Annotated in this window: 24 protein-coding genes; 8 read left to right on the top strand and 16 right to left on the bottom strand. The window is 51.8% G+C overall.

Annotated elements, in window-relative coordinates; all coding sequences use genetic code 11:
- Nucleotides 1-45: 45 nt before the first annotated feature.
- The 13 genes from INP77_RS11765 to INP77_RS11705 all read right to left on the bottom strand — a co-directional run bounded on the left by INP77_RS11765 (nt 46) and on the right by INP77_RS11705 (nt 9,269).
- Nucleotides 46-879 (bottom strand): ATP-binding cassette domain-containing protein, encoded by an 834-nt coding sequence (locus INP77_RS11765; RefSeq protein ID WP_194749247.1) that lies wholly within the window; start codon nt 877-879, stop codon nt 46-48.
- Nucleotides 876-1,949 (bottom strand): iron ABC transporter permease, encoded by a 1,074-nt coding sequence (locus INP77_RS11760; protein ID WP_194749246.1) that lies wholly within the window; start codon nt 1,947-1,949, stop codon nt 876-878. Before INP77_RS11760 ends, INP77_RS11765 begins: the two co-directional genes overlap by 4 nt.
- Nucleotides 1,946-2,890 (bottom strand): hemin ABC transporter substrate-binding protein, encoded by a 945-nt coding sequence (locus INP77_RS11755; protein ID WP_228518905.1) that lies wholly within the window; start codon nt 2,888-2,890, stop codon nt 1,946-1,948. Before INP77_RS11755 ends, INP77_RS11760 begins: the two co-directional genes overlap by 4 nt.
- A complete protein-coding gene (locus tag INP77_RS11750; RefSeq protein WP_194749245.1) occupies nt 2,877-3,425 on the bottom strand; it encodes a HugZ family protein in 549 nt (182 codons plus the stop codon). Before INP77_RS11750 ends, INP77_RS11755 begins: the two co-directional genes overlap by 14 nt.
- A gap of 139 nt (nt 3,426-3,564) precedes the next feature.
- A complete protein-coding gene (gene azu, locus INP77_RS11745; protein WP_194749244.1) occupies nt 3,565-4,080 on the bottom strand; it encodes an azurin in 516 nt (171 codons plus the stop codon).
- Nucleotides 4,081-4,190: 110 nt separating this feature from the next.
- Nucleotides 4,191-4,430, bottom strand: a complete 240-nt coding sequence (locus tag INP77_RS11740) for a hypothetical protein (protein ID WP_194749243.1) — start codon at nt 4,428-4,430, stop codon at nt 4,191-4,193.
- A gap of 103 nt (nt 4,431-4,533) precedes the next feature.
- Nucleotides 4,534-5,670 (bottom strand): PepSY domain-containing protein, encoded by a 1,137-nt coding sequence (locus INP77_RS11735; RefSeq protein ID WP_194749242.1) that lies wholly within the window; start codon nt 5,668-5,670, stop codon nt 4,534-4,536.
- Nucleotides 5,671-5,699: 29 nt separating this feature from the next.
- A complete protein-coding gene (locus INP77_RS11730) occupies nt 5,700-6,116 on the bottom strand; it encodes a biopolymer transporter ExbD (RefSeq protein ID WP_194749408.1) in 417 nt (138 codons plus the stop codon).
- On the bottom strand, nt 6,116-6,859 hold the full coding sequence (locus INP77_RS11725) for a MotA/TolQ/ExbB proton channel family protein (protein ID WP_194749241.1): 744 nt from the start codon (nt 6,857-6,859) through the stop codon (nt 6,116-6,118). The genes INP77_RS11730 and INP77_RS11725 overlap by 1 nt, the downstream gene beginning before the upstream one ends.
- Nucleotides 6,860-6,886: 27 nt before the next feature.
- Nucleotides 6,887-7,753 (bottom strand): energy transducer TonB, encoded by an 867-nt coding sequence (locus tag INP77_RS11720; RefSeq protein WP_194749240.1) that lies wholly within the window; start codon nt 7,751-7,753, stop codon nt 6,887-6,889.
- 103 nt (nt 7,754-7,856) lie between these two features.
- Complete coding sequence (hemP, locus tag INP77_RS11715) at nt 7,857-8,075, bottom strand: hemin uptake protein HemP (protein ID WP_194749239.1); 219 nt, start codon at nt 8,073-8,075, stop codon at nt 7,857-7,859.
- 183 nt (nt 8,076-8,258) lie between these two features.
- The gene (gene rpsD / locus INP77_RS11710; RefSeq protein WP_194749238.1) at nt 8,259-8,876 is read right to left on the bottom strand and encodes a 30S ribosomal protein S4; all 618 of its coding nucleotides are present in this window, start codon (nt 8,874-8,876) and stop codon (nt 8,259-8,261) included.
- A gap of 84 nt (nt 8,877-8,960) precedes the next feature.
- On the bottom strand, nt 8,961-9,269 hold the full coding sequence (locus tag INP77_RS11705; protein WP_194749237.1) for a hypothetical protein: 309 nt from the start codon (nt 9,267-9,269) through the stop codon (nt 8,961-8,963).
- A 198-nt stretch (nt 9,270-9,467) separates the two neighbouring features.
- On the opposite strand from INP77_RS11705, the gene ilvB reads away from it, so the two are divergent.
- The 4 genes from ilvB to asd all read left to right on the top strand — a co-directional run bounded on the left by ilvB (nt 9,468) and on the right by asd (nt 13,813).
- Nucleotides 9,468-11,231 carry a biosynthetic-type acetolactate synthase large subunit gene (gene ilvB / locus INP77_RS11700; RefSeq protein ID WP_194749236.1) on the top strand — a complete coding sequence of 588 codons (1,764 nt, stop codon included), beginning with the start codon at nt 9,468-9,470 and terminating at the stop codon, nt 11,229-11,231.
- Nucleotides 11,231-11,722 (top strand): acetolactate synthase small subunit, encoded by a 492-nt coding sequence (ilvN, locus tag INP77_RS11695; protein WP_018987330.1) that lies wholly within the window; start codon nt 11,231-11,233, stop codon nt 11,720-11,722. The genes ilvB and ilvN overlap by 1 nt, the downstream gene beginning before the upstream one ends.
- A 52-nt stretch (nt 11,723-11,774) precedes the next feature.
- A complete protein-coding gene (gene ilvC / locus INP77_RS11690) occupies nt 11,775-12,791 on the top strand; it encodes a ketol-acid reductoisomerase (protein WP_194749235.1) in 1,017 nt (338 codons plus the stop codon).
- 173 nt (nt 12,792-12,964) lie between these two features.
- A complete protein-coding gene (asd, locus tag INP77_RS11685) occupies nt 12,965-13,813 on the top strand; it encodes an archaetidylserine decarboxylase (RefSeq protein WP_194749234.1) in 849 nt (282 codons plus the stop codon).
- Between the two features lie 47 nt (nt 13,814-13,860).
- Here asd and pepN read toward each other — a convergent pair whose 3' ends face one another.
- The gene (pepN, locus tag INP77_RS11680) at nt 13,861-16,467 is read right to left on the bottom strand and encodes an aminopeptidase N (protein ID WP_194749233.1); all 2,607 of its coding nucleotides are present in this window, start codon (nt 16,465-16,467) and stop codon (nt 13,861-13,863) included.
- Between the two features lie 212 nt (nt 16,468-16,679).
- On the opposite strand from pepN, the gene INP77_RS11675 reads away from it, so the two are divergent.
- From INP77_RS11675 to INP77_RS11665, 3 genes are all read left to right on the top strand, one after another.
- The gene (locus INP77_RS11675) at nt 16,680-17,165 is read left to right on the top strand and encodes a DUF6036 family nucleotidyltransferase (protein WP_194749232.1); all 486 of its coding nucleotides are present in this window, start codon (nt 16,680-16,682) and stop codon (nt 17,163-17,165) included.
- Nucleotides 17,166-17,461: 296 nt separating this feature from the next.
- The gene (locus INP77_RS15085) at nt 17,462-17,539 is read left to right on the top strand and encodes a BrnA antitoxin family protein (protein WP_368667943.1); all 78 of its coding nucleotides are present in this window, start codon (nt 17,462-17,464) and stop codon (nt 17,537-17,539) included.
- A 189-nt stretch (nt 17,540-17,728) separates the two neighbouring features.
- Nucleotides 17,729-19,543: an ATP-dependent endonuclease gene (locus INP77_RS11665; protein WP_194749231.1), complete on the top strand. Its 1,815-nt coding sequence runs from the start codon at nt 17,729-17,731 to the stop codon at nt 19,541-19,543.
- A gap of 91 nt (nt 19,544-19,634) precedes the next feature.
- On the opposite strand, the gene INP77_RS11660 is transcribed toward INP77_RS11665, so the two are convergent.
- Nucleotides 19,635-20,510 (bottom strand): PA4780 family RIO1-like protein kinase, encoded by an 876-nt coding sequence (locus INP77_RS11660; RefSeq protein WP_194749230.1) that lies wholly within the window; start codon nt 20,508-20,510, stop codon nt 19,635-19,637.
- Between the two features lie 187 nt (nt 20,511-20,697).
- Nucleotides 20,698-21,546, bottom strand: coding sequence for an SDR family oxidoreductase (locus INP77_RS11655; protein ID WP_194749229.1), 849 nt, complete (start codon nt 21,544-21,546; stop codon nt 20,698-20,700).
- Nucleotides 21,547-21,635: 89 nt separating this feature from the next.
- Between INP77_RS11655 and INP77_RS11650 the strand changes: the two genes are divergently transcribed.
- On the top strand, nt 21,636-22,034 hold the full coding sequence (locus INP77_RS11650; protein ID WP_194749228.1) for a helix-turn-helix domain-containing protein: 399 nt from the start codon (nt 21,636-21,638) through the stop codon (nt 22,032-22,034).
- Nucleotides 22,035-22,084 lie beyond the last annotated feature (50 nt).

The raw sequence follows: 22,084 nt of genomic DNA, 5'->3' as shown, positions 1-22,084 counted from the left end.
TAAACAATCGCTGGCTACAGGAGATAAAGGACTCGTTGGCTTGCATTAATACATTGAATGATAACAATTATCATTCATAAAATCAACAGAAGTGACTAGGGCCGCCTCGGGAGCAACCAGCATTTGCCCTTGCTCAGTGACCGCACTGACCAAATGGACATCGTACAAAGCAGCCAACGTCGACAGGGCAATTTGCCTGCGCGGATAATCACCCATGAGACGCCCATCTTTAATCAGCACGAGCCGGTCGAATCCCTGCAAGGCCTGATTGATATCATGCAAGATGGCGAAAATCGCATGCCCACGCTGGCGGGCAAACTGATCCATGGCGGCCATCAGTTGCCACTGCAAGCCCGGGTCGAGCGCCGCCATCGGCTCATCCACCAGCAACAGGCCTTGCTCGATATCCCACAATTGCGCAAAGACTCTGGCGAGATGGACGCGCGCCTTTTCGCCACCGGACAGGGTATCGAACCGGCGCGGCAGCAAGTGCCGGGCACACGCCAGTTCTGCCGCCTGACGCACTATCACATTTAAATCAGGATCGACCATTCTGGCGACCCGGCCAAGACCAATCACCAGTTCAACGGGCAACCCAAAGGCGACCTCATGCGACTGTGGCAAGATGGCGCGTTGGCGGCTTAAGTCGACCAGTGACCACGTTGTCAAACAGCGCTCACGCAGCGTGACTTGGCCACTGCTGGGCAAATACTCGCGCGCGAGCAACTTGAGCAAGGTGGATTTACCGGCGCCACTGGGTCCGAGCACCGCAATCCGTTCACCTGGCTGCACGGTCATCGAAAACGGACCAAAAACATGGCCGCCTAATTTGAGCGTCACGGCTTGCAGCTCGAGCAAATGTGCAGTGCGATAGCTCATAGATGACCGCCTTTTCTGAAGCTCCCGAGCAATAGCAAGAAGAACGGCGCACCCAGCAATGCCGTAAAAATCCCAACTGGAATTTCTGCGGGAATCGCCAGCGTACGGGCCGCGGTATCAGCCAATAGCAACAGGATGGCGCCAACCAGCATGGCAAGGGGAGATAGACGACGCTGATCAGGCCCGATCAATAAACGCACAATATGTGGGGCGACCAAGCCGATAAAACCGATCATGCCGCACCAGGCGACGGCAAATCCGCTTAATAGCGCCACCAGCACAATGACACGGCGGCGTAATTGACGCACGTGAATGCCGACATGCGCGGCGGCCGCCTCGCCGAGCGCCAGTGCATTCATGGCATTCACCAGCCGTTGCATATAGGCCAACGCGGCGATCAACAACAGTGACAACACCACCACCAGCCGCCAACTGGCACTCGCCAGCGACCCTAACGTCCAGAATGTGAGGCTACGCAGCTGTTCATCCGTCGCCAGATAGGTGCATAAGCCTATGACGGCGGTAGCCAGCGCATTGAGTGCAATCCCAGTCAATAGCAATCCGGCAATCGAATCAGCCGTGAGCCAGCGCGCCACGCCATCCAGCAAAAAGCAGACACTTACCGCACCGACAAAAGCCATCAGTGGTAACAGCCAATAGCGTAAAGTGATGGGAATCTCTATTCCCGAGCCAGCCAGCAGCACAATCGTTAACGCCGCCGCGCAGGCGGCACCACTACTCACCCCCAGCAACCCCGGGTCGGCCAGCGGGTTACGAAACAGGCCTTGCGTGAGCGCGCCCGACAATCCCAAGGCAGCCCCAACCAGTGCCGCAAACAGAATGCGCGGCAATCGCAGATTCCACAGCACATAAGCACCGCCTGTGAGCGGATGAGCGGAGTCATTCAACCAGCCGATGCGCCAGTCAGCCAACGTCACGGGGACGGCCCCCGCCCAGGCCGACAATGCGAGCAGGATGAGCAAGACAAGACCCAAACCCCAGGAAGGATATGTTGCAAAACGGGTGGTTAGGCGCTCGCAGAAGACCGGCCAGCCGGTTGCGCTAATCATAGGGTCATGGCCTTGCCGAGCAATTGATCAAGTGCGGCGACGGCCTGCGGCAATCGTGGACCAAAACCTAGCATGAACATGGCTTCCAGCGCCACAATCCGGCGATGCTCCCCGGCAGGCGTCTGCGCCAGGCCAGGCAGCCGCAGTGCGCCTTCGACTCCACCCACCACCGCCAGCCCTTGCTCTGTGAACAAAACGATCTCTGGCTGTGCCGCAATCACGGCCTCGGGGGTCAACGGTTTAAAGCCCTGAAACCCCTGTACCGCATTGCGTGCGCCCACATAATGCAACATGGCCTCGGCACTGCTCCCCTGCCCTCCCACCATGACCTGGCCGGGGGCGTGTGACAACACAAACAGCACACGTGAGCCCTGCCCTTTACGTGCCAGAATCGGCGCACGCACACGTTGCCAGTCGGCTTTGAGTTTGTCTACGTACTGCGTCGCCGCTGGCGTACGATCAAGCAAACGCCCAAGCTGTTGCATGCGATCTACCACGCCTTCAAAGCGGTCATGCGCCGCCAGAATACTTAGCGGCACACCTGCAGCCTGAACTTGCCTTAGTACGGCCGGGGGCCCGGCATCCTCAGTGGCGACCACCAGCGTCGGCGCCAATGCCAGAATCCCTTCGCTGGACAAGGTGCGTGCATAGCCAACACTGGGTAACCTGGTGGCAGCCGCCGGAAAAAGCGAAGTGGTATCTACACCGACCAAGGTCTGGCTGGCACCGAGTGCATATATCATTTCTGTCAGAGCACCGCCGATACTGACGATGCGCTGGCTCGCGGGCCCGGTGTCTGCGGCCCACACCAAAGACTGGGGCAATAGGGCTGTGATTCCCAATGCACCCGCTTGCTGTAAAAATTGCCGTCTGGCCGCCACTGAAGCGTTCATGGCATGAATACGTGTTTTCTGCTTATCCATGCCATCAAACCAACGCATCCAGATCCGCCTGACTGGCGCTATCTGGCGCACGATGGCCTTGTTCGTTACGGTGCGCCACCTCAGATAAATCCTGGCCGGTCAGGCGATAGGCTTTGGCAAAACCAGCCACATAGCTGCCCTCTAACGGTGTTAAGGCATACAGGTGAAAGTCCGTCAGTTTGGCGATCACTTCCATAAATTTGCCAAATTTGGCATGAAACTGATCCATCACCAATACAAACGTAGCTTCATCCCTAGGCACTTCTTGCGCCTGGCATTGCAGCACAAGACGCTTTCTGGCAAATGGATGGCTGGCCGCCTGCTCGCTTTCGATAAACATCACCGAGCAACGACCGTGATGTTGCAAATTGGCGCAATGGGCGGCCAACTCACTCACATAAATATAAAACCGCTGCTCGTGCTCGACAAAAGTGGCATAGCTGGCTTCAGGCCATCCCTGATCACTGGTGGTCGCTAACTGCAGGGATTGAAACTGCCGGTGGAACGCATTGGCTTCAGTGCCAACGGCCTGTAATTTTTGTGTGTCTTGCATCGTGTTCTCCTCAAACGCACTCATCATGTTTTAGCCGCGGTAACGCTTTGCTTTTACTGCCAGTAAGAAACGAAGTGATCACCCGCAACTGGGCCCTGTGCCCATTTGAACCCACCGGTGCAGGCAGGTTCTGCAAGGACTAGATCAGCTTGAGCGTGCCTTTCATCATCGAGGCATGGCCGGGGAATGAGCAAAAGAAGACATAACTGGCGGAGGCATCCAGCTGCTTGGGCGTCAGGCTGATCTCCGCACTCTCACCACCGCCAATCACCTGGGTGGCGGCGAGCACGCGACTGTCCTGCGGTTTGACAAAAGACTTGGCGATGCCTGCCTTCATGCCATCCTGCAATACGCCCTGTTCATCTGCCTGTTTGCTGATTATCAGGTTATGGCCCATGATGTTTTTAGCCATGGTGCCGGTATGCTTCAAGCGAATGGCAAAAGAGGCGCAGGCTTTGGGCACAGCAATTTCCTTGACGTTATAGGTCATGGCATCCGTGGCTTCTACCGTGACTTCACAATGATCTGCGGCCTGCGCAGAGGCTTGTAGCAATAAAGTGCTGGCAACCACGGCCAGCGGCGCGGCTTTTAACAATAAGCGCGCTGAAAAAGAAGGCAGGCTCGCGGAAAGGCGGGGGTTAAAAGTGAGTTTCATCTATGCTCCAATCATCCAATTTAAAAACTGGCTGGCTACTGGAGTGACGACTCGGTGGCTGGCTAAACTAAAGACGGCCCGGCAGCTTGCCGGGGCAATCAAAAAAAGACTTACTTGCGGGCGCGCCCAGGCTGGCCGGGCAAAAAACGGGCAGACAAGCGCGGCTTGCAAAGATAGTAATAAAGGCTGATCACAATCGGCAGCGCCACCGCTGCATCCGACAACAATTCGCGGGCATCATCTACCAGCAAGGCGGTGACCAGGCCCAGCACTGTGATGAGGCCAATGACCAGCGGCCATAAAAAGATTTGTGACAGTGATTTATTTTGCATAAACAGATGTGTAACCATGATTCATATTCGCCTATTGAGACATCGCCGTTGAAACCCCAGAGATTTAAATTCACAAACAGTGTCGATATTCACAAAAAACGCTATTCATCAAACCGGATGCTCAGCTCGCCTCACTCAGTATGATGCGCGTTTGAATATCCGGCACATATTGGTGGCGCTTTTTCCACCAGAGCTTGAGCCCGGTCCACAACACCACAATACTCAATACATCCAGCACCGCCCAAATCCACTTCAAAGTCATGCCACCATAATCGCCAAAATGCAACGGCTGCGACACCAGCAAGCCCACCAGATACCAGGGCAGCGGTCGACTATCGGTCAGCTGTGCGGTCTGTGCATCGACCAGCACGGGCTTGAACAGGCGCTTGGTCAGCGGGCTATCGCCACGCATGAAAATGCCATAATGATGCCGGCTGGTATAAGGCGTGCCTGGAAAGGCGATAAAGCCTAATTGCATCTCGGGTTCGGCACGCTGCGCCACTTGCAAAGACTGCTGCAGTGAGGCAAACGCTGTCGGTGGAGGCAGGTTTTTATAGGGCGCGACCATTTGCGCCATTTGGTCAAATTGCCAGTATTTAATCAGCAAATCCGACCAGGCATTGATCACGCCGGTCGCCCCCACCACCAGCAACCAGCAGAGCGTGACGATGCCCAGAAAGTTATGGATATCAAGGCGCTTGAGCTTGTCGCCACGCTGGTGACGGATCTCGCCAAACGGCAGTTTGCGCATGAAAGGCGCGTACAGCACCACGCCGGAAATAAGGGCAATCAACAGCAAAAAGCCCATCAAACCCAGGAACAACATGCCAGGCAAGCCCGCGAATAAATCAACATGCAGCTTGAACATCACATATAAAAAGCCTTCGTCATCCTTGGGCTCACCCAGCACCTGTGCCGTACGCGCATCGAGTACCACGTTGTGGGTATTCGTGATGTCAGTCGGCGTCGTACCCAAGCGGACCACCCACTGCAATGGCTCGTCGTCTTCGCGGTACATATATTGCGGCACCAGCTTGGGGTAACGGGCTTTGGCCGCCGCCATCAGGCTATCCATGCTGGCATTGGGCCCGGCATGGCTGATCACAGGCGTTTCAATCTGGTCACCCAGCAGATGATGCAGCTCATGCATAAAAATCAGGGGCAGGCCGGTCAGGCATAACAGCAACATGAATGCTGTACAGACCAGACTGCTCCATTTATGGATCCATGCCCAGCGGCGGATGGTTTGCTGTTTCATATGCGATGGTTAACTCAGATGAATTTGAATCAAGGTTGCGGCTGGCTGACAAAGCCAATTTTTTTCATGCCCGCTGTTTGCGCCTTGGCCAACACCTCGGCCAGCACCTGATAGCGGGTGTTTTTATCGGCGCGAATCTGCAACTCGGACTGTTGCTGCCTGCCTGCTTCTTCCTGCAACTTGGCAGCCAACTCTGGCGCCTGGATTTCGCTATCGTTCCAGAACAGCTTACCGTCTGCATCCACCGCCAGGTCAATCACTTCCGGCTTTTCCTCCAGTGGCTGCGAGGTGGCCTGAGGCAAATCAATCTTGACCGCATGCGTCAGCAAGGGCGCAGTAATGATAAAAATCACCAGCAAGACCAGCATCACATCCACCAGTGGCGTGGTGTTGATTTCACTCATGGGCTGGGTGTGTTCACCCGCGCTAAAAGGATTTTGCCCCATCATAGGTTGCCACCTTTGCTTGCGACTTTAGCGTGCAGCTCAGTCACATTGGCAGGTTTCTGACCTTGCTTGATCATCAATGGCGCACCCGTGGTCAGCAAGGTATGCAAGTCTTGCGCAAAATTCTCGAGCTCGGCCATGACACTGCGATTCGCCTTGATAAAGGCGTTATAGGCCAACACAGCCGGGATCGCCACCGCCAGACCAATCGCCGTCATAATCAAAGCCTCACCAACCGGGCCGGCCACCTTGTCGATGGTCGCCACGCCGGATTGGCCAATCGCGGTCAGCGCGTGGTAAATCCCCCACACCGTGCCGAACAAACCAACAAATGGAGCCACGCTGCCCACAGAAGCAAGGACAGACAACCCGCTCTCCATGCCTGCCTGCTCTTGCGACAAGGTACGGCGCAACTGGCGTGCAACAAACTCATCCTGGCTGCAAGCCGCGCCCAGAGACTGGCTGGCATGTTGCTGATGGTGCTGGGTAGATTCCACAGCAGTCAGCGCCAGGCGGAACGCTGGTGATTGCATCTGCGTATCCTGCAAGGCCTCTTGCAAAGTCGCTTTGCGCCAGAACTGCTTTACATAAGCCGTGACTTCGCGCTTGTGCTTGAAGACTTGCCAAGCCTTGACCACAATAAAATACCAGCTCATGACCGACATGGTCAGCAGCACCAGCGCCACGATGACCGAGACAACCCCACCCTCGGTAATAAATGCCAAACCACTAGTTGATTGCATCAAACGTTCCTTTCAATAAAAACTGATTTAATTTTGTGTGAGTGAGAAAGACAATGGCACATTGACGAAAGCACTGAGCGCCTTGCCGCCTTTGCGGGCTGGCTCAAACCGCCATTGCTTGACGGCATTGAGTGCCGCCTTGTCCAGCCGCTCATAGCCACTGCTTTTAAAAATCTCTACCGACTCCGGGTGACCTTCTGCCGACACCAGCACCCTGAGCAACACGCGCCCCTCTTCACCGGCGCGCTGTGACAACCGCGGGTATTCCGGCGCCGGGTTGTTCAGGTAAGCCACACCAAACTTTGGCGGCTCCTCTTTTTCTTCCACCTCGTGCTTGGGTGGCGCAGCAGGTGCAGGTGCGGGCTTGCTAGGGGCAGCCGCTTGCGGCGCTTCCAGCGGCGGCGCGGCGGGCTGGGTGCTGGCTTCAAACTTGGGCTGATCTGGCGTGGTTTCCGTGATCCGTTCCACCACTGGTGCCGGGCGCTCTATGGGCTTGACTGGCGTTTCCTTTGGTTTGATCACCGGTTTCACCACCGGCTGCTGCTTGATGATGGGCACCACCTCTGGCGCAGGCGCCTCCTCTTTTTTTGCAGGCAAGGTAATCAACGATACCGTTATCGGCTCTGGCTTGGGCAACTCAATGAGTTCCTCTTCAAACAGCAGAAAACTGGCGATCACCAGCGCATGCAGCGCGACCACCAGCAGCATGCCCACTGCGTGCCAACCCTGGCGGCGGTCACGCATGAGCAACTGCTCAGTCGCCAGTACTGACCAGCGGAACACCCCCGCCAGCTCGCCCAACTGCCGCTTATGCAAACTCAACTCAGGCAGGCTGGTAGCCGACATCCGGGTGGGCTTCAACGACAACCCACGCAAAGACTCACGTTGCGCCATTAGCGTCCATCTCCTACAAAAAGACTGTTTATTAAAGTGCTGAAGGCAACCTGCTGGTTGCCTGCTTCACATTGATATTTCACCACACCCAACGCGCTCTTAATCATGAAGAGACGCCATGCCCTATATTGTCCTGACACTTGGTCAGCAGCAATTTATTTTGCCTGGTCCGGGTGAGTCGGTACTCATCACGACCATGCATAATGGCTACCACGCCGCGCTTCCCCAGCAATTCATTGGCATCCACCACAGGCACGCCGGTCTGAGTCGCGTTGGCGGCATTTTGCCCTTGATTCAACTCAGGCTGCAAGCGATTCGTCATCTACAATCCAGTCCAAAAAAAAGCCGACTTACATGCTTGCGCACTGCGGCATCAGATTTCAAGGAACACCCTTACCAGGGGTAATTTGGCGCATTAAAAACACGCCTATTTGAGCAGTGACATGTTGGGGTTAGGAGCACCACTCAAATTCATTGGCCTGCAGGCTTGCACCTGCACGCGAAATTAAACGCGGTTAGCGTAGTATTCAACCACTTGCTGCACTTCAATCGGGAACGGCACATCCTCAATGGATGGCAAGTGACCAATTTTTGCCGAGGCGGTCGTCGTATCCACAGATAACCACTCGGGGATGGTCAGACTGGGCGTCGCCATCGACTCGGCCACCATCGGAATTTTGCGACTTTTCTCTTTGAGCGTGACCACATCGCCCACTTTCAAACGCACGGAAGCAATATTGACAGGCTTGCCGTTTAACAACACATGCCCGTGATTGACCAACTGGCGCGCAGCAATGCCCGTCGGCGCAAAACCGGCCCTGAACACCACGTTATCCAGACGGCGCTCAAGCAAAGACATCAATTTGTCACCGGTAGGCTCCGAACCTTTACGCGCTTCCAGCATCAGCTTGCGCATTTGCTTCTCGCTCACACCATAGTTAAAACGAATCTTCTGCTTCTCCACCAACTTCACGGCAAAATCCGAGCGACGACGACGCGAAGCCTGCTGACCATGCTGGCCAGGCGGATTGGGTCTATCTTCAATCGACTTGCGTGACAACCCTGGCAACTCCACGCCCAGGGCGCGCATAATCTTGAGTCGAGGTCCGGTGGTTCTTGCCATTTCAATACTGCCTTTCTTAATCTTTTGTTTTTTGTATGCGATGTACTCTACTTAATGCAACGAGCGCCTGCGCCCTTGCGCCTATCACTGCATGGTGGCCGACGGCGTCACAAATTCAGACACTGCCTGCTGCATGGCAAAGGTTTGATGCGCTTGCAACAACTCCTGCCATTCACGCAACAATTGCCTGGCCGCCGAGGTAATCAAACCACTCTCTGCATACTCAGGCGCATTTAAGGTCTGGGCCAGACTGCAACCCAACAAGGCCAGATCCTCAGAAGGATTCATGGCATAGCGCGTTGCCACACAACTCAGCGAAACCAGCACCGCACTTGCGGTCGGCAAGTCAGGATCGAACAACTGACTGGGTGATGCGCCTTGTAAACTTTGCATGGCGTGTATGCCTCTCGTTAACTGTTATGCAAATGATAATGTTTCTCATTTATAAAGTCAACTATTGATTGCAGGGATTGCAATATTGAACCCGGCATCACTGAAAGTCGGGTACGGTCAGCGCGAAATCTTGACCAAATTAGTAAAGCAAGTTAATGTATAGGGTTCAACATTTATTAGCCGAAAAATCAAGGTTTTATGGACGCCTCAGCCCACTCTGCGACAGACACCCACGCCAAATCCATGACAGGTGCGGACATTGTTGTCTCCTGCCTGAATGAAGAAAAAGTCAAATTCGTCTTTGGCTATCCAGGTGGTGCGGTCTTGCATATCTATGATGCTTTATATAAACAGAATGGCTTCAAGCACATTCTGGTGCGTCACGAGCAAGCGGCTGTGCATGCGGCAGATGCCTATTCACGTGCAACGGGTGATGTCGGTGTTGCCTTGGTCACCAGCGGTCCAGGTGCGACCAATGCGGTAACCGGCATTGCCACGGCCTATATGGATTCAATCCCACTGGTGGTGATCAGTGGTCAGGTCCCGGTGCCAGCGATTGGCATGGACGCCTTCCAGGAAGTCGACATGGTCGGCGTGACCCGCCCCTGTGTAAAGCACAACTTCCTGGTCAAGCACGTGAAGGATATTGCGCCTACGATAAAGAAAGCTTTCTTTATCGCCAAAACCGGCCGTCCAGGTCCAGTGGTCGTGGATATCCCTAAAGATATCACGGCGCACGTTGCTGACTTTATCTACCCAAAAACGGTAGAGATGCGTTCTTACAACCCGATTTTGAAAGGCCATAGCGGCCAGATCAAAAAAGCGGTCAAGCTGCTGCTGGGTGCAAAACGTCCGATGATTTACACCGGCGGCGGCCTGGTATTGGGTAATGGTGCGGCTGAGCTGGTCAAGTTGGCCAAAGCGTTGAATTTCCCGGTCACCAACACCCTGATGGGGTTGGGCGGCTACCCTGCCACTGACAAACAGTTTGTCGGCATGCTGGGCATGCACGGGTCTTATGAGGCCAATATGGCCATGCAGCACTGTGACGTGTTACTGGCGGTTGGCGCGCGCTTTGACGACCGCGTGATTGGCAATCCCAAGCACTTTAGCAGCCACAAACGCACCATCATTCATATTGATGTCGACCCGTCCAGCATCTCCAAACGCGTCAAGGTTGACGTGCCGATTGTTGGCGACGTGCAATCCGTGCTGTCTGACATGAACGAGATTCTGGCGCAAGAAGAAAACCAGAGCACAGACACCGCCGACTGGTGGTCACAAATCAATGAATGGCGCGGCATCCAGTCGATGGATTACGCCTATTCAGACACCGTGATCAAGCCACAGTACGTGATCCAGAAATTATGGGAGGTCACCAAAGGCGAAGCCTATGTGACTTCTGACGTGGGCCAGCACCAGATGTGGGCGGCGCAATACTACAAGTTCGACAAGCCACGTCGCTGGATCAACTCCGGCGGCTTGGGCACCATGGGCGTGGGCTTGCCATACGCCATGGGCTGTCAGTTTGCCGACAAAAATGCACAAGTCGCCTGCGTGACCGGCGAAGGCAGTATCCAGATGAACATCCAGGAGCTGTCCACCTGTGCGCAATACGGCCTGCCGATCAAGGTCATTCTGTTGAATAACCGTTATTTGGGCATGGTGCGTCAGTGGCAGGAGTTCTTCTACGAGAACCGCTACTCAGAATCCTACATGGATAGCCTGCCTGACTTCGTCAAACTGGCAGAGTCTTATGGCCACGTTGGCATGCGCATCACCGATCCGGCGGATGTAGAAGGCGCCCTCAAAGAAGCGTTTGATAGAAAAGACAAATTTGTATTTATGGACTTTTTAACCGACCAAACAGAAAACGTCTTCCCGATGGTTGAAAACGGCAAGGGCTTGTCAGAAATGGTATTGAGCCCACGCACGGCCAGCCGCCTGAAAGGGGAAGAATAATGCGTCACATTATTTCACTGCTGATGGAAAACGAAGCAGGCGCCCTGTCACGCGTGGCCGGCCTGTTTTCTGCACGCGGTTACAACATTGAATCACTCACGGTGGCGGTCACCGAAGACCCTACCCTGTCTCGCATGACGATTGTGACCACAGGCTCCGATGATGTGATTGAACAAATTATCAAGCAACTCAACAAGTTGATTGACGTGGTCAAAGTGCTGGATCTCAACGATGGCAAGCACATTGAGCGCGAACTGATGCTGGTCAAGGTCAAAGCCACCGGCGTCCATAAAGACGAAATGAAGCGCATGTGCGACATTTTCCGCGGCCGTATTATCGATGTGGCCGACAATAGCTACACCATTGAGCTTACCGGCTCTTGCAGCAAACTGGATGCGTTTATTGAAGCCATAGACCGCAGCGCGATTCTTGAAACCGTGCGTACGGGTGCTTCCGGCATTGGTCGTGGCGACCGCATCCTCAAGGTTTAACCGGAATTATTTTTTACAGACAAAGCATTTGTATTGAAAGGCAAAAGCAGAGATGAACGTTTATTACGACAAGGACGCCGACTTAAGCATTATCAAAGGCAAAAAAGTGACGATTGTGGGCTACGGCTCTCAAGGTCATGCACACGCAGCCAACCTGCGCGACAGCGGCGTGAATGTCACCATTGGTTTGCGTAAAGGCGGCGGCTCCTGGGCCAAAGCCGAAGGCGCTGGTCACACCACTTTAGAGATCGCAGCAGCAGTTAAAGACGCTGACGTGGTCATGGTATTGCTGCCAGACGAAACCATGGCAGAAATCTTCAATGCCGAAATCGCGCCTAACCTGAAAAAAGGCGCAGCACTGGCATTCGCACACGGCTTCAACATTCACTACAACCAGATCGTGCCACGCGCAGACCTGGACGTGATCATGATCGCCCCTAAAGGCCCAGGCCACACCGTGCGTTCCGAATACCTCAAAGGTGGCGGCGTACCTTCATTGATCGCGGTTTACCAAAACACCTCAGGCAAAGCCAAAGAAATCGCTTTATCTTACGCAGCAGCCAACGGCGGCACCAAAGGTGGCGTGATTGAAACTGACTTCCGCGAAGAAACAGAAACTGACCTGTTCGGCGAACAAGCCGTACTGTGTGGTGGCGCGGTTGAACTGGTGAAAGCCGGTTTTGAAACGCTTGTTGAAGCTGGCTATGCGCCAGAAATGGCCTACTTCGAGTGCTTGCACGAGTTGAAACTGATCGTTGACCTGATGTACGAAGGCGGTATCGCCAACATGAACTACTCCATCTCCAACAACGCGGAGTATGGTGAGTACGTGACAGGCCCACAAGTGATCAACAGCCAGTCCAAAGAAGCTATGCGTCAATGCCTGAAAAACATCCAGAATGGTAACTACGCTAAACAGTTCATCCTGGAAGGCCGCACTAACTACCCAGAAATGACTGCCCGCCGTCGTTTGAACGCTGCTCACCCAATCGAGCAAGTGGGTAACAAACTGCGCGCCATGATGCCTTGGATTGCGAAAAACAAACTGGTTGATCAGTCTAAGAACTAATTCTAGACCTTGAATCAGTACCTAAGGTTGGGTTGATGACAAATTAATCCGGCCATAGGTAAAAAGCACAGGCCGATGTATCGCCTGTGCTTTTTTATTTGTAAAATCATGAATATAGACATGATAAAAACAAGTGCTTGCAACAACCAAGCGCTACTCAATAAGGGAAAGAAGTGAAACTCGCCATTCTGCTGCAATACATTGCCCCCAAACAACTCCTCACCGCCGCCGCCGGCAAACTGGCGCACTGGCAGGCGGGTGGCCTGACCACGGCGTTTATCGGCTGGTTTGTGCGCAAATACCATGTGAATATGGAAGAAGCACTCAACGGCGATATCAGCAGCTACAAAACGTTTAACCTGTTCTTCACGCGCCCACTCAAACCGGATGCCCGGCCCTTGGCAAATAATGCCTTTGTATGCCCGGTGGATGGCGCCATCAGCCAGTTTGGCAAAGTTGAAAACGGCCAGATTTTTCAGGCTAAAGGCCATCATTACACAGCGCAGGCATTGGTCGGTGGCGACGCTGCTTTAGCTGCAAACTTTGACAGTGGTCGTTTTGCCTGCCTGTATCTAAGCCCCAAAGATTATCACCGCATCCATATGCCATGCGCTGGAAAACTGCTGAGCATGACCTATGTGCCTGGCGATTTATTCTCAGTGAATCCACTCACAGCCGCCAATGTGCCCGGCCTGTTTGCGCGTAACGAGCGCGTAGTCTGTACGTTTGAATCCGCCCAGCATGGCAAGTTTGTGCTGGTTTTGGTCGGTGCGACGATTGTCGGCAGCATGGCGACCGTTTGGCACGATGCCAAAGACCACATTATCAACCCGCCACGTCCGGGCAAAGTCATCCATTGGGATTACAGCAACCAACACATCATCTTGAAACAAGGCGAAGAAATGGGTCGTTTTCTGTTGGGTTCTACCGTGGTGATGTTATTTGAAAAAGACGTACTGGAGTTTAATGCCAGCTGGCACCCAGGCAAACCGATACGCCTGGGCGAGGCCATGGGGAAATAGTGCGAACAGACCATTAAAAAAAGCGGAGTTTAAGCTCCGCTTTTTTATTAGCCATCCAAGCTCTTACTCACCACTTCAAACACATCACCCGACAAATTAGGCGTATCCAGCACCGCTTGTAGCGCCGCTTTCATCTGCGCCTGCAAGGCAGGTGTGTAGCGCTTCCACTCACGCAACGGCGTCACAAGGCGCGCGGCAATTTGCGGGTTGATGCTATTGAGCTCGATAATTGCATCACGTAAAAAGGCATACCCTTTGCCGCTAGGATCATGGAACTTGACCGGATTGTTAATGGCAAACGCGCTATACAGTGAACGCACGCGGTTAGGATTTTTGATGTTGAAATCGGGGTGCGCGCGCAATAAGGCGAGGTCATCAAAAATTTGCTCGCGGTTGGCAATCGCTTGCAATGAGAACCACTTGTCGACCACCAGCGGATACTTTTCAAAGCGGGTATAAAAGTCTGCAAACACCTCGGCCCGTTGCGGCTGTGTACTGTCAGACAGGCACGACAATGCAGTCACCCGATCCGTCATATTATCTGCTGCGTCATAATGCGCTTTGGCGCGTGCGGCACAACCAGTGCCATTGGTGGTGGTCAGAATCTCTAACACGGCGGCCTGTAAAGCACGGCGGCCCATGGCTTGCGGGGTAATGATGAACTCGCCCGGATTGGCGTTGGCCTCATACAGCGCAGCCAAAGCGTCTTTATGCGCACGCTTGATCTGGGTAAGTATGCTGCTACGCGCCGCATCAATGGCTGCCGGGTCTATCACCGGCAGATATTGGCCAATCACACCTATCATGGGCAAACTCAAGGCGCGCGCCAGCAAGGCTTTGTCACCCTGTCCGCTCAAGCCTTGCGCAATCAAGGTGCCCACATCGACAATAAACTGGCTGATATCCGCCTGCGGATCTGCCATCACACGCTGTATGGTGCGCAGCGCCAGCGTCTGCCCGGCCTCCCATTTGTTAAAGCCATCGGTGTCATGCACCTGCAACAGGCGCAAGTCATCGTCACTTAAATCGGTTTCCAGTTTGACCGGTGCTGAGAAGCCACGCAGGATCGAAGGCACTGGTTTGGCGGCAATGCCATCGAAAGTGAATGATTGCTCACGGGCAGTCATTTCCAGCACTTGCGTAGGCACAATCTCACTGCCGTCCGCGGCCAGTAAACCCACCGCAATCGGGATATGCAAGGGCTGCTTGTCGGTCTGACCCGGCGTCTCCGGCTGCGATTGTTTAAAGCTTAGCGTATAACGCTGCTGGGCCGCATCGTAATGGCTGCTGGCGACCAAGGTCGGCGTGCCTGCCTGTTTATACCACCTGAAAAACTGCGTCATGTCACGGCCAGAAGCGTCAGCCATGCACTGCACAAAATCATCACAGGTCACCGCCTGACCGTCAAAACGGTCAAAATACAAATCGGTGGCCTTGCGGAAAGTCTGTGGCCCAAGCAAGGTATGCTGCATGCGAATCAGCTCAGCGCCTTTGTCGTAGATAGTTTTGGTGTAAAAGTTGCTGATCTCGATAAACTGGTCCGGCTGCACCGAATGCGCCAGCGGGCTGCCATCTTCAGGAAACTGCAAACGGCGCAAGCCATTCACATCGTCAATCCGCTGCACGGCGCGCGAGTTCAAGTCTGCACTAAACTCCTGGTCGCGGAACACAGTAAACCCTTCTTTCAAGGACAATTGAAACCAGTCGCGGCAAGTCACGCGGTTACCCGTCCAGTTGTGGAAGTATTCGTGACCAATCACGCCTTCCACGCTCATAAAATCGCTATCGGTCGCGGTCTCTTGATGTGCCAGCACCAACGCGGTGTTAAACACATTGAGCGAGGTGTTTTCCATCGCGCCCATATTAAAGTCGCTCACCGCCACAATATTAAACAGGTCGAGCTGATACTCGCGGCCATACACCTCTTCGTCCCACTTCATGGATTTTTTCAGTGACTCCATGGCATGACTGCACTGCCCTTCGTCGCCCGCACGCACGTAAATATGCAAATCTACGGTGCGGCCCGTCATAGTGGTAAACGTATCCGCCACCCGCACCAAGTCGCCCGCCACCAGCGCAAACAAATAACAAGGCTTGGGGAATGGGTCATGCCAGACACGGTAATGCCTGCCATCCGGCAAGCCGCCCTCTTCCTGCAAATTACCATTCGACAACATCACCGGATACGCCTTGGCATCCGCCTCAATACGCACCGTAAACACACTCAACACATCCGGCCTGTCCTGATAATACGTAATGCGTCTAAAGCCTTCTGCCTCACACTGTGTGCAATAAGTGCCTTGTGATTGATACAACCCCTCCAGCGCCGTATTGGCCTCGGGGTTAATCTCGCTCACGATGGTGAGCGTGAATTCATCCCCCGGACTCGCAATCGTCATCTGCCCATCGGCCACCGTATAGTCGCTCAATGGCACACCATTTTTTGCCACTGAAACAATCGTCTGCTCTTCACCGTCCAGCACCAAGTCGCTCGATAACCCGGCCGGGTTTTTCACATACTTCACTTCAGACGTGACGATGGTTTTGCCCGGCAACAGGTTAAAACTCAAATTCACCTGCTTCGCCAGATATGGCGCGGGCGTGTAGTCTTTAAGATAGATGGTTTTTGGTGCAACAGCGTTTTCGGTTCGCATGGATTTACCTGAGAGTTTTTAGAGTTAAGTAAGGATTATATTTGAGAGTAGCCATCTTTGAATTGGTTTAATCCAATTGGCTACGGTTTTCCATGAAATCTTCGCCAAATAGACTGCGTGTTCTTGATTAAACAATCCCAAGCCATAACGAGGTAAAGCGCGTGGAATTAAAAGCAATTCTTTTTTTCAGTCACCTGCTTTAAACTGCAGCTATGTTTTATTTAGACCTGTTTGCAGCGCTGAAAAAATTTGATGTCGATTACCTGTTAATCGGCGGATTGGCTGTTTCTTTACATGGCGTTGAGCGAGCAACCATGGATGTGGATATCACAGTCGCCATGCAGCCAGAAAACCTTGAAGGCATGTTGCAATGTGCAAAAGCGTTGCAGTTGACGCCCGTTGCGCCTGTGCCGCTGGAAAGCCTGACCAATCTCGCGTTATTGCGTCAATGGCACACTGAAAAAAACATGCTGGCATTTGCATTACGCACACAAGCCCTGGCTGGCGTGACGATTGATATTCTGTTGTTCCCACCTTTAGATTTTAACGAGATGCATACACGCGCTGTGCAATTTAACTTGGGTGACGTCTCAGTAGCAGTGGCTTGCGTGGATGATTTGATCGCGATGAAACGTGCTGCTGGTCGCCCGATAGACCTGAGCGACATTGAGCATTTAGAGAAAATAAAATCACTATGAACAGGCCTTTTAATCCAGCCGACCGAACTTACCATGTGAGTGAAGAACGCTTACGGGCCTTTATGGCTTTAACCCCATTGCAACGGTTGCAGTGGGTCGAGCAGGTAGCTTATTTTTTGCGCTTGGCTAAGTCCTCAAAAGAAAGTCAGTAGCAGCTTATACATTGACAGCTAGGGCTGGCCCACTTGCTATCCATGATTAGAATGGATGAGTCATTATGACCTCAATTGTTTGAAAAATTTTGTTGTTTTGCAAGACCTGACTCCGGCGACCTCTGACCCCGATGACTCTGTTTGGTGAAAAAATTTAAGGCGACTGGTTCAGGCTGGCAGACTCGGATTAATGAAGCCTTAAAGAAAGTGAATCAAGTTTAATTTTACTCTGACCCCAATTTTCGAAATCCCCACTATAGCTCCGATAGAAGCCTATTTGAATTTTTTGAAATTTGCTTTACTTTACGACTATGGCTAGTAAAAGAATTAAAACTTAAATCAATCGCTCTATAGACAAAAACTAGGTCAAACTAAGAATAGGAATCTCAATTTCCGAACGAAGGGGATGGAATGAAACTAGAAAAAATCATTCTTAAAAATTTTCGTGGCTATCGTGATGAAACGGAAATTTCATTTGAAAGATTAACTGCCTTTATTGGTCGCAACGATGCAGGGAAATCCACAGTTCTAGAGGCTTTAGAAATATTTTTCAACAATGAGCAAGTTGTTTGCGAAAAAGATGATTTATCAATTAATTCAACTAATAATTTAATTGAGATCGGTTGTATATTTTCAGGGGCACCAAATGAGGTTGTAATTGATACAGCCAATCCAACCAGCCTTGCTGCAGAATATCTTTTAAATGATCAGCAATTGCTACACATTAAGAAAGTATTTCCGGCAACGGCAGCAAAACCAAAAGAGAAAGTATATTTTGTTTGCCAACACCCCGCGGCACAAAATGCAAATGACTTACTAGATCTTAAAAGAGCTGAGCTTCGGCAAAGAGCAATAAATATGGGCATTCCAGCGGCGAACTACAATGCAAATGTAAATGCCTCAATACGAGCCGCAATTCGCAATCATATTGCAGACTTACAAATCAGTGGTACCGAACTCTTGGTAGACAAAGAAGATACAAAAAAAGTCTACGAAGCTATTAGTAATTACTTACCCATATTTGCCCTTTTTCAATCCGACAGACAAAGCCGTGATGATGATAAAGAGGTTGTAGACCCGATGAAAATAGCCATTCAACAGGCGCTACAAGAACTTGAAGCTCAATTAGAAGAGATAAAAGTTCAAGTCAGAGAAAAAGCCATTGAAACAGCAAACAGAACTTTAGCGAAACTTCAAGAAATGGCCCCTGAGCTTGCACGTGAGTTAACTCCAGAGTTCAGGTCAGAACCTAATTTCGCATCGCAATTTAAACTATCCATCAAAGCAGAAGATAACATTCCTATTAATAAGCGAGGCAGCGGAGTAAGGCGGTTAGTTTTATTAAGTTTCTTCCGTGCCGAAGCCGAAAGAAGAAGAGCGGGGAATATTGGCAATAATGTAATTTATGCATTTGAGGAACCGGAAACTTCTCAGCATCCAGATCATCAAGAAATTCTCATACAAGCGTTTTTGCAATTATCTGAGTCGCCTTCTAGTCAAATCGTCCTCACAACACATACTCCAGCATTGGCTGGGCTTCTTCCACTGAACAGCTTGAGATTTATCGAAAGAGGGCAGCATTCTCGTATTGTCAGCTCAGGAACAGAAGAGGTATTCCAAAAGGTCGTCGAGACATTGGGGGTACTTCCTCACCCTATACCAAACAATGCAAATGCGGTAATTCTTGTTGAAGGTAAAGGAGATTTGACTTTCATTTCACACGCTGCAGAGAAACTAAGAGAAGGAGGATATATCCCAGCCACTTTCCAAGAATGCCGTATTGCTCTTGTTCCAATTGGAGGTTGTGGAAATATCAAACATTGGCAAACAAAGAAAATCATAACTCAATTTGGCATTCCTTACGGCGTGCTACTGGACTCTGACTTAGGTACTCCAGAAGCATCAAAAAATGCAGATGCGATCGCAGAGCTGAGAGCAGATAACATCAAGGCCTATGTCACTAGAAAACGTGAGCCTGAAAACTATATTGACGTGTCTTGCTTAAACTTACCAGCAGGTACAGTATTTTCAATTACAGACACTGATGATGCAAAGGTTAAAATTGGGGATATAAAAGGAACTCGTCGTACAACAGTCATAGAGGATTATTGGGTTCGCATGTCATGTGAGCAAATTCGTCTAGCGGAAAAGTATGTCGAAAATGGAACTGATCGATTCGAGTTTACGGAAATGTTTACAGATTTTTTATCCCTTGCAAACTTATAAACATAACTCAAATATCGCATACCTCGGGGTCAGGTCTAGAAAAGTAGCTTGCTCAAGCTCGTACTACTTAAACATTCAATAGTTACCGTTCTTAAAATCGTTTAGGCTTAGGCAGCGCGGCTTTGGCTTCTGCCAGCCGCATTTGCTTTTTGGCTTCATCCTCACGCACGGCGTCTATCACACGCACCACGCTTTTTAAATCTACCGGTTTACTGTCTTGTTTGAATTGTCCAGTCAGCACCGTTTCTGGCGTGAGTGCGCCTTTTGCGTAGAGCGCCCAGATTTCTTTGCCATATTGCGTGATTAGCAGTTCAGGCGCAAATTGGCCGAAAAAATCAGCCAAATTACCGACATCGCGTTCTAACATGCTCATGGCGTGGTTGTTGCCTGCGGCATCGACGGCTTGGGGTAAGTCGATGATGATGGGGCCATCGCTACTCAGCAGGATATTAAATTCGGAAAGGTCGCCGTGGACGATTCCAGCGCATAGCATGCGCACGACTTCTTTGAGCAGCGATTGGTGATGCTGGCGGGCTTGTTCGGCGGTGAATACCACGTCGTTGAGCCTTGGCGCGGCATTGCCTTGGGCGTCGGTGACTAAATCCATGATCAACACCCCTTCGTAAAATTGATAGGGGGTGGGCACGCTGACACCTGCGGCAGCAAGCCGGTACAGCGCATCGACTTCTGCACTTTGCCAGGCTTCTTCTTGTGCCTGTTTGCCGTATTTTGAGCCTTTGGCCATGGCCCGCGCCTGACGGCTGCTTTTAACTTTGCGGCCTTCGGTGTAAACGACACTTTGGCGGAAACTGCGTTTGTTGGCTTCTTTATACACCTTGGCACAGCGTGTTTCTTCACCGCAGCGCACCACGTACACCGTGGCTTCTTTACCGCTCATCAACTGGCGCATCACTTCATCTATCACGCCATCTTCAAGCAGCGGCTCTAATCTTTTTGGGGTTTTCATCTTACGGGCTAATAATAATTTTGGTCAGACTACCATTAAACCGGAGGATAGAGGCGTGATTGCAGTGTGCGTGACGTGTTTATCTGCCAATTACCATAAAAAACACCGCCCTGTGGGAGGCGGTGTTTATCGGTCAAGCTGTTTTAAATGACAGAACAAGAGTCATTGGGCTCAGCGTCATCTTCATTTATAGACCAGCTTTGATGACCTCCTCTAATGCCGTAGTTGGGCGACCAATGAGCTGGCTTAATTGCTTGCCATCATCAAACAACTGACCGTTTGATACGCCAGTATCCGAGTCAGACAACAACTCGGCAATGGGCTCAGGCAAGCCGGCATTGAGTAATGCTTTTTTATACTCGGCTTGGGGTAGATTGACGTAGGGGATCGCTTTACCGGTTTGACGTGAGAGTTCGGCGGCAAACTCTTCCAGCGTAAATGCCGTGTCCCCTGCCAGCTCATACACTTTGCCTGTGTGGTGATCCGTGGTCAGTACCACAGTGGCCGCTTCTGCATAGTCAGCGCGTGCTGCAGCTGAGATCTTGCCTTTTCCAGCCGCACCATACACTGCGCCCAATGCTAATGCCGCTGGAATCCCCGCGGCATAGTTTTCTGTGTACCAACCATTTCGCAATATGACAAACGGCAAGCCCGCTTTTTGTATCGCAGCTTCGGTCGCCTTATGTTCGACAGCTAGGCCCAGTAACGAAGTATCCGCGCGTAACAGGCTGGTGTAAGCCAATAAGCGCACATTTGCTCGCTTGGCGGCATCAATCACGGCTTGATGCTGCTTCACGCGCAAGCCGATTTCGCTCGATGAGATCAGTAAGACTTTTTCTGCGCCAGACAATGCAGCATCCCAGCTTTCAGGTTGGTTGTAATCGGCAAAGCGTACCTGCACGCCCAACGCCGCAATGTCTTGCGCTTTTTCAGCATTACGCACAGCAGCCACAATACTGCTTGCAGGCACTTTTTTGAGTAAATGTTCAATGACTAAACGACCCAACTGGCCCGTAGCGCCGGTAACAACAATCATAATATTCCCTTTCAACACATGAAATAAATTGAGAACGCGCAGGTTATCACCTATACTTACTAAAAGTAAGTACGCACAAAAAGGTAAGTATGAAAATAGATCAGAAGACAGGTGTATTGGCCAATGCCATGCGACGCGGAGAAGTGCTCTCGCCTGATTGCCCGTCACGAGAAATATTGAAGCACGTGACCAGCCAATGGGGGGTATTGGTATTGGTGGCGTTGTTGGGCGGGACGCTCCGCTTCAGTGAGCTGCGGCGAAGAGTGGGGGTGATCAGTGAAAAAATGCTCACACAAACGCTGCAACAATTAGAGCAGGATGGCTTTGTACAACGCGTGTCTTACCCGGTTGTACCGCCGCATGTGGAATACTCGCTGACACCGCTAGGCGAAGGCATCAGCCTGAAAGTGGAGGCGCTGACAGATTGGATAGAAGTCAATCTGTCAGACATCCTTGAGAACCAACAATTGGGACTAAAAAAGAAATAAGTATCGTATTGAAATATGCTCGCTATACAGCTAGATCGAGCGGCTTTAAG

The organism is Methylophilus sp. 13, from assembly GCF_015354335.1.
Taxonomy (GTDB): domain Bacteria; phylum Pseudomonadota; class Gammaproteobacteria; order Burkholderiales; family Methylophilaceae; genus Methylophilus; species Methylophilus glucosoxydans.
Note: the sequence above shows the minus strand (reverse complement) of the source record. Positions and strands in the feature narration are given on the sequence as shown.